This window comes from Geodermatophilus sp. SYSU D00705, assembly GCF_054050135.1.
Genome location: NZ_JBJGYT010000024.1, coordinates 35,932 through 48,863, shown reverse-complemented (window position 1 = coordinate 48,863; position 12,932 = coordinate 35,932). Strand labels below are relative to the sequence as shown.

At 75.0% G+C, this 12,932-nt stretch carries 12 protein-coding genes; 3 read left to right on the top strand and 9 right to left on the bottom strand.

What is annotated here, in order from left to right; all coding sequences use genetic code 11:
* Positions 1–103: 103 nt before the first annotated feature.
* Both ACI78Q_RS17375 and ACI78Q_RS17370 read left to right on the top strand, forming a co-directional pair.
* Positions 104–505: a hypothetical protein gene (locus tag ACI78Q_RS17375; RefSeq protein WP_456924662.1), complete on the top strand. Its 402-nt coding sequence runs from the start codon at positions 104–106 to the stop codon at positions 503–505.
* Entirely contained in the window at positions 502–2,205 is a 1,704-nt protein-coding gene (locus ACI78Q_RS17370) for an AMP-binding protein (RefSeq protein ID WP_456924661.1), read from the top strand. Before ACI78Q_RS17375 ends, ACI78Q_RS17370 begins: the two co-directional genes overlap by 4 nt.
* Before the next feature lie 56 nt (positions 2,206–2,261).
* Here ACI78Q_RS17370 and ACI78Q_RS17365 read toward each other — a convergent pair whose 3' ends face one another.
* The 3 genes from ACI78Q_RS17365 to ACI78Q_RS17355 all read right to left on the bottom strand — a co-directional run bounded on the left by ACI78Q_RS17365 (position 2,262) and on the right by ACI78Q_RS17355 (position 5,984).
* On the bottom strand, positions 2,262–2,456 hold the full coding sequence (locus ACI78Q_RS17365; RefSeq protein ID WP_456924660.1) for a YbdD/YjiX family protein: 195 nt from the start codon (positions 2,454–2,456) through the stop codon (positions 2,262–2,264).
* Entirely contained in the window at positions 2,453–4,672 is a 2,220-nt protein-coding gene (locus ACI78Q_RS17360; protein WP_456924659.1) for a carbon starvation CstA family protein, read from the bottom strand. The genes ACI78Q_RS17365 and ACI78Q_RS17360 overlap by 4 nt, the downstream gene beginning before the upstream one ends.
* A 181-nt stretch (positions 4,673–4,853) precedes the next feature.
* Positions 4,854–5,984 carry a 5-methyltetrahydropteroyltriglutamate--homocysteine S-methyltransferase gene (locus tag ACI78Q_RS17355; protein ID WP_456924658.1) on the bottom strand — a complete coding sequence of 377 codons (1,131 nt, stop codon included), beginning with the start codon at positions 5,982–5,984 and terminating at the stop codon, positions 4,854–4,856.
* 140 nt (positions 5,985–6,124) lie between these two features.
* Here ACI78Q_RS17355 and ACI78Q_RS17350 point away from each other — a divergent pair, with 140 nt between their 5' ends.
* A complete protein-coding gene (locus tag ACI78Q_RS17350) occupies positions 6,125–6,862 on the top strand; it encodes a ComF family protein (RefSeq protein ID WP_456924657.1) in 738 nt (245 codons plus the stop codon).
* A 26-nt stretch (positions 6,863–6,888) separates the two neighbouring features.
* Here the strand turns inward: ACI78Q_RS17350 and ACI78Q_RS17345 are convergent, their stop codons facing one another.
* The 6 genes from ACI78Q_RS17345 to ACI78Q_RS17320 form a co-directional block, all read right to left on the bottom strand.
* Positions 6,889–7,452, bottom strand: coding sequence for a DUF1353 domain-containing protein (locus ACI78Q_RS17345; RefSeq protein ID WP_456924656.1), 564 nt, complete (start codon positions 7,450–7,452; stop codon positions 6,889–6,891).
* A gap of 170 nt (positions 7,453–7,622) precedes the next feature.
* Positions 7,623–8,261 carry a class II aldolase/adducin family protein gene (locus ACI78Q_RS17340; RefSeq protein ID WP_456924655.1) on the bottom strand — a complete coding sequence of 213 codons (639 nt, stop codon included), beginning with the start codon at positions 8,259–8,261 and terminating at the stop codon, positions 7,623–7,625.
* Positions 8,258–9,289 (bottom strand): s-methyl-5-thioribose-1-phosphate isomerase, encoded by a 1,032-nt coding sequence (locus ACI78Q_RS17335; RefSeq protein WP_456924654.1) that lies wholly within the window; start codon positions 9,287–9,289, stop codon positions 8,258–8,260. The genes ACI78Q_RS17340 and ACI78Q_RS17335 overlap by 4 nt, the downstream gene beginning before the upstream one ends.
* A gap of 3 nt (positions 9,290–9,292) precedes the next feature.
* Positions 9,293–11,575, bottom strand: a complete 2,283-nt coding sequence (gene pucD / locus ACI78Q_RS17330; RefSeq protein WP_456924653.1) for a xanthine dehydrogenase subunit D — start codon at positions 11,573–11,575, stop codon at positions 9,293–9,295.
* Positions 11,572–12,036: a (2Fe-2S)-binding protein gene (locus tag ACI78Q_RS17325; protein WP_456924652.1), complete on the bottom strand. Its 465-nt coding sequence runs from the start codon at positions 12,034–12,036 to the stop codon at positions 11,572–11,574. The genes pucD and ACI78Q_RS17325 overlap by 4 nt, the downstream gene beginning before the upstream one ends.
* Entirely contained in the window at positions 12,036–12,896 is an 861-nt protein-coding gene (locus ACI78Q_RS17320) for an FAD binding domain-containing protein (protein WP_456924651.1), read from the bottom strand. The genes ACI78Q_RS17325 and ACI78Q_RS17320 overlap by 1 nt, the downstream gene beginning before the upstream one ends.
* Between the last annotated feature and the right edge of the window lie 36 nt (positions 12,897–12,932).

The window sequence follows — 12,932 nt, the reverse complement described above, 5'->3', positions numbered from 1 at the left end:
CGGCGAACCCGACCGGTCGGCCTCGGCCCACTGCGCGAGCGGAGTGACGCCGTCTGCGCGGCGGGTCTTCCGTGGCGCCGGTGACGGCCCCATGATCGGCGGGGTGCGCGCTGAGGTCACCGTCGTCGGGCGGCTGGCCGCCGTGCTCGCGCTCGCCTCGGCCGGGGTGCACGCCACCGCGCTGGACACCGGCTCGCTGACCTCCCTGGCCATGGCCGGGATGGGGCTGGCCTGCCTGCCGTGCGCCTGGCACCTGTGGCGGGCGCCGGCGCCCCGGGTGTGGGGCACCACCGTCGCGCTGGACCTCGGCATGCTCGCCGTCCACGCGCCGGTCGCCGCGGGCGGCGGGCACGTCCACGACCGGCCGGGGACGCCGGGAGCCGGTGTCGCCCTCGTCGTCGCGTCGCTGCTGCTCGGCCTCGCCGTCCTCGGCGTCCTCGCCGTCCGCATGGCGACCGCGCGCCTCCCCCGGACCGCCGACGGAGAGCAGACTCCCCGACCATGACCGCGACCGATGCCTACCGCGCCGCCCGTGACCAGCTGCTCGCCCTGCGGGGACAGCACGACCGAGCCGTGGCCGAGTTCCGCTGGCCCGACCTCGGCGACCGCTTCAACTGGGCGGTGGACTGGTTCGACGCGATCGCCCGCGGCAACGGCCGGCCGGCGCTCGTGCTCGCCGAGGACGACGGCAGCACCACCTCGCGGACGTTCGACGAGATGGCCCGCCGCTCCGACCAGGTCGCCGCGTGGCTGGCCGCCCGGGGCGTGCGGCGGGGCGACCGCGTGCTCCTCATGCTCGGCAACCAGGTCGAGCTGTGGGAGTCGATGCTGGCGATCATGAAGCTGGGCGCGGTCATCATGCCGACGACGACGGCGCTGGGTCCGAACGACCTCACCGACCGGGTCGGCCGCGGCGGGGCCCGCCACGTGCTGTGCAACGCCGTCGACACCGCCAAGTTCGACTCGGTGCCCGGCGACTACACCCGGCTCAGCGTCGGCCCGGCCGAGGGGTGGGCCGACCTGCGCGAGGCCGAGCAGCTCGAGGCCGGGCCCGCCGCGCACCCGGGCACCGCCCCCGGCGACCCGCTGCTGCTCTACTTCACCTCCGGCACGACCTCCCGGCCCAAGCTGGTCGAGCACACCCAGGTCTCCTACCCCCTGGGCCACCTGACCACGATGTACTGGCTGGGCGTGCAGCCGGGCGACGTCCACCTCAACGTCTCCTCCCCCGGCTGGGCCAAGCACGCCTGGTCCTGCTTCTTCGCCCCGTGGATCGCCGAGGCGACGGTCTTCCTGCACAACTACAAGCGGCTGGAGCCGGCGACACTGCTGGAGAGCATCCGCACGCACGGGGTGACCTCGTTCTGCGCGCCGCCCACGGTGTGGCGGATGCTCATCAACGCCGACCTCTCCGGCGGCCCGGGCGCGCTGCGCGAGGTGATCGGCGCCGGCGAGCCGCTCAACCCCGAGGTGATCGAGCAGGTGCGGCGCGCCTGGGGGCTGACCATCCGCGACGGCTACGGGCAGACCGAGACCACCGCGCAGGTCGGCAACACCCCGGAGGCGCGGGTGCTGCCCGGCTCGATGGGCCGGCCGCTGCCCGGCGTCCCGGTGGCGCTGGTCGACCCGCTCACCGGCCGCCCGGTCGAGGGCCCCGGCGAGGGCGAGATCTGCCTGGACCTGTCGGCGCACCCCCTGCCGCTGATGACCGGCTACCAGGGCGACGCCGAGCGCAACGCCGAGGCCATGGCCGGCGGCTACTACCACACCGGCGACATCGCCAGCCGGGACGCCGACGGCTACATCACCTACGTCGGGCGCACCGACGACGTCTTCAAGGCCTCGGACTACAAGATCAGCCCGTTCGAGCTGGAGTCGGTGCTCATCGAGCACCCGGCGGTGGCCGAGGCGGCCGTCGTCCCCGCGCCGGACGCGGTGCGCCTGGCCGTGCCGAAGGCCTACGTGGCGCTGGCCCCCGGGCACGAGCCGACCGAGGAGACGGCGCTGGCGATCCTGCGCTACGCCCGCGAGCACCTGGCGCCGTTCCAGCGGGTGCGCCGGGTGGAGTTCGCCGAGCTGCCCAAGACGATCTCCGGGAAGATCCGCCGCGTGGAGCTGCGCGGCCGGGAGGAGCAACTGGCCGGCGTCGAGGGGCCGCGGCCCGGCGAGTGGCGCGACGACCAGTTCCCCGCGCTGCGCGGCTGAAGTCTGGACCCGCCGAGGCCCCGCCCCGTTCCCGGGTCGGGGGCCTCGGTACGGCGTCAGCAGCAGCGGCTGACCGGCGTCCGCTCCAGGGCGTCGGCCCGCCGCCGCTCGAACTCGCGGCGGGTCATCGGCTGGTGCCCGTGCTCGGCGCAGTGCCGCAGGTAGTCGTCCCAGCGGGCCTCCCCGCTCCACTCGCGCAGGTACCAGCGCACACCGCGCCAGGTCCGGACGGCGACCTCCCCCACGCTCATGACCCGCTCCCCGCGCTCGGCCGGCCCGCACCCACCAGCCGCTCGTGCTCCGCCATCGCCCGCCGCTCCTCGGCGGTCGGGAAGAGGCCGGAGGGCTCGACGATCTCCGACCGGACCGCCGGCTCCTCGGTGGTGGGCAACCCGCCGGCCCGGATCGCCCGCGCGATGACCACGATCGCGTTGACGACGACGACGAGCGTGAGCAGGGCGAAGACCGCCTGCAGGATGCCGTTGAGGGTGGAGTTGAAGACGATCTGGTCCATCTGCGCGGGGTCCTGGGCCGGTGCCAGCACCTCCCCGGCGGCCCGGGCGTCGGCGTAGCGCTGCCGCTGGGCGAAGTACCCGACGGCGGGGTCGGAGGAGAAGACCTTCTGGTAGCTCGCGGTCATGGTGACCACGAGGTCCCAGGCCAGCGGGATCGCCGTCACCCACGCGTACTTGAGCCGGCCGTGCTTGATCAGCAGCACGGTGACCAGCGTCAGCGCGATCGCGGCCAGGAGCTGGTTGGAGATGCCGAACAGCGGGAACAGCTGGTTGACGCCGCCGAGGGGGTCGGTCACGCCGACGTAGAGGATGTAGCCCCAGAGCGCGACGACGAGGGCGCTGGCGATGACGTTGCCCGGCCGCCACGACAGGTCGCCGAACTTCTTCCAGACGTTGCCGATCGTGTCCTGGAGCATGAACCGGCCCACCCGGGTGCCGGCGTCGACGGCCGTCAGGATGAACAGCGCCTCGAACATGATCGCGAAGTGGTACCAGAAGGCCGCCATCCCGGAGCCGAACGCGTCGGACAGGATGTTGGCGATGCCGACCGCCAGGGTCGGGGCGCCGCCGGTGCGGGAGATCAGGCTGGGTTCCTGCACCGCCGCGGACGCCGCCGCGAGGTCCTGGGCCGTCGTGTCGAAGCCCAGCCCGTTGACGTAGGCGGCCGCGGACTCCACCGTCCCGCCGGTGGCGCCGGCCGGGCTGTTCATCGCGAAGTAGAGCCCCTGGTCGATCACCACGGCCGCGATCAGCGCGCTGATGGCGACGAAGGACTCCATCAGCATCCCGCCGTAGCCGATCAGGCGGACCTGGCTCTCCTTGGCCACCATCTTCGGCGTCGTCCCGGAGGAGATCAGGGCGTGGAAGCCCGACAGCGCGCCGCAGGCGATGGTGATGAACACGAAGGGGAACAGCGACCCTGCGAAGACGGGGCCGGTGCCCTCCCGGGCGAACTCGGTGACGGCGTCGGCCGCCAGCACCGGCCGGGCGAGGAGGAGGCCGATCGCCAGCAGGACGATGACGCCGACCTTCATGAACGTCGACAGGTAGTCGCGGGGCGTGAGCAGCAGCCAGACCGGCAGCACCGAGGCGACGAACCCGTAGACGACCAGGGCGAGGACCAGCCACTCCTTGGAGAGGGTCAGCGCCTCGGCGAGCGGGGTGTCCTGGATCCAGCCACCCCCGATGACCGCGAGGAGCAGCAGGACGACGCCGATCGCGGTGGCCTCGAGCACCCGGCCGGGCCGGATGGTGCGCAGGTAGACGCCCATGAACAGTGCGATCGGGATGGTCAGCGCGATGGAGAAGACGCCCCACGGCGACTCGGCGAGCGCGTTCACCACGATCAGCGCCAGCACCGCCAGGATGATGATCATGATCGCGAAGACGGCGATGAGGGCGGCGATGCCACCCACGATCCCGATCTCCTCGCGCACCATCTGGCCGAGGCTCTTGCCGTTGCGCCGCATCGAGAAGAACAGGACGGTCATGTCCTGGACGGCGCCGGCGAAGATGACGCCGACGATGATCCAGATGGTGCCCGGCAGGTAGCCCATCTGGGCGGCGAGCACCGGACCGACCAGTGGCCCGGCACCGGCGATCGCGGCGAAGTGGTGCCCGAAGAGCACCCGCCGGTCGGTGACGTCGAAGTCCACGCCGTTGTGCAGCCGCTCGGCCGGGGTGGCTCGCCGGTCGTCCACCCGCAGCACGCGGCGGGTGATGAACTTCGCGTAGAAGCGGTAGGCGATCGCGTACGAGCACAGCGCGGCGAACAGGATCCACAGCGCCGACACCGTCTCCCCGCGCGCGAGCGCGAGCACCGTCCACGCCACCGCGCCCACCGCGGCCACCAGCACCCAGACCACCACGGACTTCAGCGTCGGGCGACGGCGGACGTCGCCGTCGGGAGGCAGCCCTCCGCCGGTGTCGTCCCTGCTGACGGTCGTCGACATGAGCGCCCTCCCTGCGTGCCGGGCGGCGCCCGGACGACGCCGCCCGCAGTCAGGACGATCATGCGGCGTCCCGCCCGGCCCCACCACCGGAGCGGATGGGGACCGCCGTCCTCACCGCGCCGTCGCCGTCCTCGCCTCGCGCGGTGAGGACGGCGACGGCGGGGTGAGGGTGGCCCGAGGATCAGGCGTAGCCCCAGACCTCCTGGGCGGTCTCCACGACCAGGGCGAGCTTGGCGATCTGCTCGTCGCGGGTCAGCGCGTTGCCCTCGACGGTCGAGGAGAACCCGCACTGCGGCGAGATCGCCAACTGCTCCAGCGGCACGAACTCCGACGCCTGCTCGATCCGCCGCTTGAGCTGGTCCTTGTCCTCCAGCTCGGGGCGCTTGCTGGTCACCAGCCCGAGCACCACCCGCTTGCCGGGCGGCACGAACCGCAGCGGCTCGAACCCGCCGGAGCGGGCGTCGTCGTACTCCAGGAAGAAGCCGTCGACGTCGAGTCCGCCGAACAGCGCCTCGGCGACGAAGTCGTACCCGCCCTCGGCGACCCACGAGGAGCGGAAGTTGCCCCGGCACAGGTGCGTGGTCACGGCCAGGCCCTCGGGGCGGCCGGCCAGGGCGGCGTTGATCTGCCGGATGTAGCGCTCGTGCTGGTGCTCGGCGTCGCGGCCCTGCTCGGCCAGCTCGGCCCGCTGGGCGGGGTCGTTGAGGTAGGCCAGGCTGGTGTCGTCCAGCTGCAGGTAGGTGCACCCCTGCGCGGCGATGCCCTGCACCTGCTGGCGGTAGGCCGCCGACAGCGCGTCCCAGAACGCGTCCTCGTCGGCGTAGACCGCCGGGTCGATGGCCGCCGCACCCCCGCGGTAGTGGACCATCGACGGCGACGGGATCGTCAGCTTGGCCGTCTGCCCCTCGCCGACCACCGACTGCAGGTAGGCGAAGTCGGCGCCGAAGATCGGCTCGTCGATCGACAGCGGCCCGTCGACGTGCAGCCCGGCCGGCACCCAGTCGATGTCCCCGGCGGCGTTGTGGAAGTGGACCGGCCGCCCCTCCCCCTCCACCTTGGTGATCCCGTTGATCGCGTAGATGAAGTCCATGTGCCAGGTGGCGCGGCGGAACTCCCCGTCGGTGGCGGTGTGCAGCCCGACGTCCCGCTGCAGGCGGACGACGTCGGCGATCGCCCGGTCCTCGATGCCGCGCAGTTCGGCGGCGTCGATCTCGCCGGCGGCGAAGCGGGCGCGGGCGTCGAGCAGGTCCGGCGGTCGGAGGAGGCTGCCGACGTGGTCGGCGCGGAACGGCGGCCCGGAGGAGTCGGTCATGGCGTGAGCTTGGTCGAGTCCCGTCGGGGGCGCAGCCCCCTGCGGCACGGTGTCCGTGCCCGTCGACCGCGGGACCGTCCCTGCCCTAGGGTCGCGGCTCCTGTCCGCGCTCCGCAGCGGTCCCCGAAAGCAGGTCCTGGATGCCGATCGACCTCGCGACGCTGCAGCCGTCCCCGGCCGGCTTCGACGCCTGCGAGACGTGCGCCTACCGCGCGTCGGGGACGCCGGTCATCTGCTTCACCTGCTGCCGCGGGGAGCCCGCCGCCCCCGGACCCGACGGGTGCGCGGTCTGCGGGCAGCCAGTGGACGGCGGCCGCTGCCCGAACACCGTGTGCGGGCTCGACGACCGCTCCTTCTCCCGCATCTACACCGTGTCCGAGCAACCGGAGGCGATGTGGAACGCCGTGTACGCCTACAAGTACGGCGAGGACCGCAGCTGGGCGGAGGTGCTGGGTCGCATCCTCGTCGGGTTCCTGGAGGACCGCCGCGAGGAGATGTCCCGTTTCGACGTCATCACGACCGGTGCGATCTACGTGGGGCCGCGGGCCGTCCGGCTGTGGGACTACCTGCGGCTGGTCGTCGAGGCCGCCGACCGGACCGGCCCCGAGTGGCCGTTCGCCCCCTGCCTGATCGCGAAGTCCGGCCCCACCGGACGCTTCCTCGGGATCGGCGTGGAGGCCCGCCGGCAGATCGCGGAGGGTGAGCTGCGCAGCGCGCTGTCGGTGCCGGAACCGGAGCGCGTGGCCGGCGCACGGGTCCTCGTCGTCGACGACGTGTACTCCGAGGGCTACTCCCTCCGCGAGATGGCCCGGGTGCTGCTGGCCGCCGGCGCGGCCGAGGTGGCGGGCCTGGTGTTCGCCCGCCGCAAGGGCGGCTGAGCGGCCCGGGACGGGGCCGCGCCCCGTCAGCGCCCGTCCGGCGGCACCGGGGTGCGCGTCGGGACCACCAGCGGCTCGGTGCCGGCCGGCACGAACCGGCCGACCACCCACTCGGCGGCTGCGTAGACCAGCAGGCCGGGCACGATCACGACCGCCGGCGGGACGACGAGCGGCGCGGCGAGCACCGAGATGGCGAGGACGCCGCCGGCGCTGGCCGGCCACCCGGGACGCCGCACGGGGTCGGCCAGCGCGCCCCACCGGACGCCGGTCCACATGAGCCAGCGGCGCAGCACCGGCACCCCGCTCTCCCGCAGGACCCGCCGGAACAGCCCGTCGGCCTCCCGGGAGGTGACGACGCCGGAGGTGATGCCCTCGGTGCACAGCCAGTCGTGCAGCACCGCCGCCAGGGTGAAGGCCCCGAACCGCGGCACCAGCCAGGTCACCAGCCGCGGCACGGTGGCGAAGTCGGTGCGGAACCCGGCAGGGACGACGAAGCGGTCGCGCTTGCCGCGGTAGACCAGCGGCTCGACCACCGCCCAGGTCTCCGCGTCCACCCGGCGGACGACGAGGTCGGCGGACTCGAACGGCACGCCGGAGATGGTCCCAGGGCGGGCCGGACGGCGCCCCCGGCGCACGGGGACCCGCGGCCGGTCTGCGCACTCCCCGTGGCGTCGGCGGGCCTCTCACCACGACCAGTGCACACACCGCGGACGCGGCCTCCCCCGAAGCCGTGCGCGGGTGACCCGGCCCGGCCGGGTGGTCAGGGCGGGGAGTGGAGGTCCCCGAGCGCGGCGGCCGGGAAGGCGCAGGAGGTGTCGCCCAGCAGCAGGGCGCGGTAGGTCGCCGTGGCCGCCTCCTCCAGGTTGAGCGCCCGGCGGAAGGCCATGCCGACGTCGGGCCCCAGCGCCGAGCAGCCGTGGTGGGCCAGCACGACGCAGTCGTGCCGGCGGGCCTGCTCGGCGGCGCCGTCGGCCAGCGCGTCGGAGCCGTTCGGGGCGTAGGGCACCCGGCCCACGGAGCGCACGTAGGTCGCGTGGTCGAGGGTGATCAGCCGGATCGGGTGGCCGAGCGCGTCGACCAGGACGGCGTGCTGCGGGTGCAGGTGGACCACGGCGTTCACGTCCGGCCGCGCGCGGTAGGTGCGCTGGTGCAGCTTCCACTCGCTGGAGGGCCGCGCGGCGCCGCCCACCACCGCGCCGCCGAGGGTCACCACGCTGAAGTCCTCCGGCGTGAGCCGGTCCAGCCAGGTCCCCGCCGCGGTCACCACGAACTCGGTCTCCCCGGGCAGCCTCGCGGAGAGGTTCCCGCCGCTGGCGAGGACCAGCCCGCGCTCGACCGCCAGCCGGCCGACCTCCACCAGCTGGCCGACCGCCTCGGTCCGCGTGGTCGCGGCCCTCATGCCCGGTGGTGGGACGCGAGGTCCCAGGGCGCGAACCGGCCGCGGTCGGTGACCACGACGCTCACGAAGCGGGCCGGGGTGACGTCGAAGGCCGGGTAGACGCCGGTGACGCGCTCGGACGCGGTGCGGTGCCCGAGGCAGTGCAGGACCTCCCGGCCGTCCCGGTCCTCGAGCTCGACGGCGGCCGCGTCCGGCGCCTGCCGGTCCGGGGCCTGCACCAGCGCCACGAACGGCACCCCGAACGCGTGCGCCGAGACGGCGATCTGCAGCGTGCCGATCTTGTTCACGACGCTGCCGTCCATAGTGACCCGGTCTGCCCCGGTCACGAACAGCGTGACCTCGTCGCGGCTCATCAGGTGGGCGGCCGCGCCGTCGGTGATCAGCCGCGTGGCCACGCCCATCTCGGCGAGGCTCTCGGCCGTCAGCCGCGCACCCTGCAGGTAGGGCCGGGTCTCGGTGCAGACGGCGTCGATCCGCCGGCCCGAGCGCAGGACGGCGGCCACCGTCTCGGTCAGGTAGGTCTCGGCCCAGCAGTGGGTCAGCACCGTGGCGCCGTCCGGGACCAGCGCCGCGGCGTGCTCACCGAGACGCCGGTGCGCGGCACGGGTGCGCTCCGCGAGGTCCCGGGCGGCCGCCTCGACGGCCGGCCCGACGCGCTCCCCCGCGTCGGCGGTGACCGTGGCGACCGCGAGCAGCTCCGCCACGACGTCCCGGATCGCGTTGTTCGTGGGCCGGGTGGCGACCAGCCGGCGGCCGGCGGCGGTCACCAGGTCCCGCCGTGCCCGCGCCGTCGGCAGACGGTCGGCGTCGCGTGCCGCCAGGACCATGCCACCGGCGGCCGCGAACAGCGGGCCGAGGCTCTGGGTGACCATCTGCTCGATGGCCGTGGCGACCTCCTCGTGGTCGCGGCAGGTCACCCAGCGGCGCTCGAAGGGGAACACCCGGCGGTCGAGGATCCGGACGGCGTCGGGCTCGACCAGCACGCTCTGCCCGACGAGCGTGGGGACGGGGACGTCCAGGGCGGTCATGGCTCAGGTACCCGTGACGTGCTCCGGCCGGATCGGCACCCGGCGCAGCGGCCGCCCGCAGGCGGCCCGCACCGCGGCGGCCACCGCCGGGCCCGACGAGATGGTCGGCGGCTCCCCCACCCCCCGGACGCCGTAGGGCGCGTGCGGGTCGGGGTTCTCCAGCACCTCCACCCGCATCGGCGGCACGTCGAGGACGGTGGGCAGCAGGTAGTCGGTGAACGAGGGGTTGCGCACGTGCCCGTCGGCCACGACCACCTCCTCCATCAGCGCCAGGCCCATCCCCTGCGCCGACCCGCCGTGGATCTGGCCCACGACCGCGTCCGGGTTGACCGCCTTCCCGACGTCCTGGGCGGTGTCGAGGGCGACCACCTTCACCAGGCCGAGCTCGACGTCGACGTCCACCACCGCCCGGTGCGCGGAGAAGGCGAACTGCACGTGCGCGTCGCCCTGACCGGTCTCCGGGTCGACGGCGTGGGTGGGCCGGTGCCGCCACTCGACGGTCTCCTCGACCGCGTCGTCCCCCAGCAGGTCGGCGAGCCCGGCCAGCACCTCGCCGGAGGGGCCGACGACCTTCTCGCCGTCCAGCCGGAGGCCGGCGACCGGCCGGTCCAGCGCGACGGCGGCCCGCTGCAGCACCGCCGTCCGCACCGCCTCGCAGGCGGCCTTGACCGCGCCGCCGGTGACGTAGGTCTGCCGGGACGCCGACGTCGACCCGGCCGAGCCGACCGCGGTGTCGGCGGGGACGACGACGACCCGCTCGACGCCGAGTTCGGTGCGGGCGATCTGCTGCTGCACGGTGACCAGGCCCTGGCCGACCTCGGCCGCGGCCGTGTGCACGCTGACCGTGGCCTCCCCGCCGGCCACCGCCAGCCGCACCCGGGCGGTGGAGAAGTCGTCGAAGCCCTCGGAGAACCCGATGTTCTTGTAGGTCACCGCGTAGCCGACGCCGCGCCGGACGCCCTCGCCGTGCGTGGTGTTGCAGACCGCCCCCGGGCAGGAGCGGACGTCGGAGGCGTCCGCGGGCGGCGGCAGCGGCATCGCGGCCACCCGCGTCACCAGCTCGGCCACGGGTGCGGCGGAGTCGACCACCTGGCCGGTGACGGTGCGGTCGCCCTCGCGCAGGCCGTTGCGCCGCCGGATCTCCACCGGGTCGACGCCGACCGCGGCGGCGAGCTCGTCCATCAGCGCCTCGTAGGCGAAGGCGGTCTGCACGCAGCCGAAGCCCCGCATCGCGCCGCAGGGCGGGTTGTGGGTGAAGACCCCGTAGGCGTCGACGGCCACCGACGGGATCCGGTAGGGCCCGAGGCCGAGCAGCCCGGCGTTGCCGACGACCGCCGCGGTCGACGACGCGTAGGCGCCGCCGTCGAGCAGCACGCGGGCCCGCGCGTAGCGGAGGGTGCCGTCGCGCTCGGCGCCGAACTCGTAGGTCATCGTCGCCGGGTGCCGGTGCACGTGGCCGAAGAAGGACTCCTCCCGGCCGTAGCTCATCTTCACCGGGCGGCCGGTCCGCAGCGCCAGCAGGCAGGCGTGCACGTGCACCGAGAGGTCCTCGCGGCCGCCGAAGGCGCCCCCGACGCCGGCGAGGGTGAGCCGCACCTTCTCGGGCGGCAGGCCCAGCGCGAGGCACACCTGCCGCTGGTCGACGTGCAGCCACTGCGTGGCGACGTACAGGTCGACGCCGCCGTCCTCGGCGGGGACGGCGAGCCCCGACTCCGGCCCCAGGAACGCCTGGTCCTGCATGCCCACCTCGAAGTCCAGGGCGACCACGACCGGGGCCGTCGGCCGGGCCTCGCCGCGGCGCAGCTGCAGGTGGCGGACCAGGTTGCCACCGGGGTGCACCTGCGGCGCGTCGTCGTCCAGCGCGCGGCGGGGGTCGGTCAGCGCGGGCAGCACCTCGTAGTCGACCCGGATGCGGCGGGCCGCCCGGCGGGCGGTCTCCGGGTGGTCGGCGGCGACCAGCGCCACCGGCTCCCCCTCGTAGCGGACGACGTCGGCGGCGAGCACCGGCTGGTCGGCGTGCTCGAGGCCGAACGCGTTCTCCCCCGGCACGTCGTCGGCGGTGAGGACGGCGGTGACCCCGGCGACGGCGAGCGCCTCGGAGACGTCGATGCCGCGGATGCGGGCGTGCGGGTGCGGGCTGCGCAGCGTGACGCCCCAGACCATGTCGTCGTGCCAGAGGTCGCTGGCGTAGGCGAACTCGCCGGTGACCTTGAGCGTGCCGTCCGGACGCTGCGCGCTGTCGCCGACCCGCCCGGTCGTCCGGACGCCGGCCTCGGTGGTGGTCATGCCCGGCGCTCCGCGGCCAGCCGGACGGCGTCGAGGATCTTCTCGTAGCCGGTGCAGCGGCACAGGTTGCCGGCCAGCGCCTCGCGGATCTCCGGGTCGGTGGGGCGGGGCACCCGGGCCAGCAGGTCGGCTGCCGCGACGACCAGTCCGGGTGTGCAGAAGCCGCACTGCACCGCGCCGGCCTCGACGAACGCCTCCTGCACCGGGTGCAGCCGGTCGCCGTCGGACAGGCCCTCGACGGTTCCCACCTGCCGGCCGGCCGCCTGGCCGGCCGCGACCAGGCAGGCGCACACCGGCTCGCCGTCGAGCAGGACGGTGCACGACCCGCACTCGCCCTGCTCGCAGGCGTTCTTGGCGCCGGGCAGGCCCAGCCGCTCGCGCAGCACGTAGAGCAGGCTCTCCCCCGGCCAGACGTCGTCCACCTCGTGCGGGACGCCGTTGACGGTCGTGGCCACGCGCATCAGGCCGCCCTCCTCAGGTCGTCCCAGGCCCAGGTGGCGGCGCGGCGCGCCATCACCGCGAGGGAGTGCCGCCGGTAGGCCGCGCTCCCCCGGACGTCGTCGATCGGCGAGGCCGCGGCGGCCACCCGGCGCGCGAACTCCGCGGCCACCGCCTCCGGGAGCGGCCGGCGCGACGCCCAGTCCAGCTCCCCGGCCAGGAACGCCTCGGCCTCCGGCGCCCGCCGCGGGGTGGGCGCCGCCGAGCCGATGCCGGTGCCGACGGCCTGCCGGTCGGGGTGCAGCGCGACGGCGAAGGCCGCGACCGCGATGACCATGGCGTTGCGCGTGCCGACCTTGCAGAACTGCTGCGGCCCGGCGGCGGCCGGCACCCGGACGGCGGCGATCAGCTCGTCGGGGGCGAGGGCGTTGCGCTTGACGCCGGTGAAGAACTCCGCGACCGGCACACGCCGCACGCCGCGGGCGGCGGACGCCACCTCGACGACGGCGCCGGCGGCCAGCAGCGGCGGGTGTGCGTCGCCGGCCGGGGACGCCGAGCCGAGGTTGCCGCCGACGGTGCCCCGCGCCCGGATCTGCGGCGATCCGACGGTGCGGGCGGCGATCGCCAGCCCCGGCAGCTGCGCTCCCAGCTCGCGGATCACCCGCGCGTAGGGGACGCCGGCGCCGAGCCGCACCACCTCGCCGTCGGCCGTCCACTCCCGCAGCTCGGGCACGCGGGTGAGGTCGAGCAGCGCCGCGGGACGGCGGCGGTCGAAGTTGAGCTCCACCATGACGTCGGTGCCCCCGGCGAGGGGCAGGGCCCCCGGGTGCTCGGCGCGGGCGGCGAGCGCGTCGGCCCACGACGTCGGCTGCAGGAAGTCCACGGCGCCCTCCTCGCCGTCCCGCGCGCGGCGCTGCAC

Bases quoted from the DNA above. Each gene is read 5' to 3' on its own strand.
- ACI78Q_RS17370 (WP_456924661.1), top strand. From the start codon at position 502: ATGACCGCGACCGATGCCTACCGCGCCGCCCGTGACCAGCTGCTCGCC.
- ACI78Q_RS17365 (WP_456924660.1), bottom strand. From the start codon at position 2,456: ATGAGCGTGGGGGAGGTCGCCGTCCGGACCTGGCGCGGTGTGCGCTGG.
- ACI78Q_RS17360 (WP_456924659.1), bottom strand. From the start codon at position 4,672: ATGTCGACGACCGTCAGCAGGGACGACACCGGCGGAGGGCTGCCTCCC.
- ACI78Q_RS17355 (WP_456924658.1), bottom strand. From the start codon at position 5,984: ATGACCGACTCCTCCGGGCCGCCGTTCCGCGCCGACCACGTCGGCAGC.
- ACI78Q_RS17350 (WP_456924657.1), top strand. From the start codon at position 6,125: ATGCCGATCGACCTCGCGACGCTGCAGCCGTCCCCGGCCGGCTTCGAC.
- ACI78Q_RS17340 (WP_456924655.1), bottom strand. From the start codon at position 8,261: ATGAGGGCCGCGACCACGCGGACCGAGGCGGTCGGCCAGCTGGTGGAG.
- ACI78Q_RS17335 (WP_456924654.1), bottom strand. From the start codon at position 9,289: ATGACCGCCCTGGACGTCCCCGTCCCCACGCTCGTCGGGCAGAGCGTG.
- pucD (WP_456924653.1), bottom strand. From the start codon at position 11,575: ATGACCACCACCGAGGCCGGCGTCCGGACGACCGGGCGGGTCGGCGAC.
- ACI78Q_RS17325 (WP_456924652.1), bottom strand. From the start codon at position 12,036: ATGCGCGTGGCCACGACCGTCAACGGCGTCCCGCACGAGGTGGACGAC.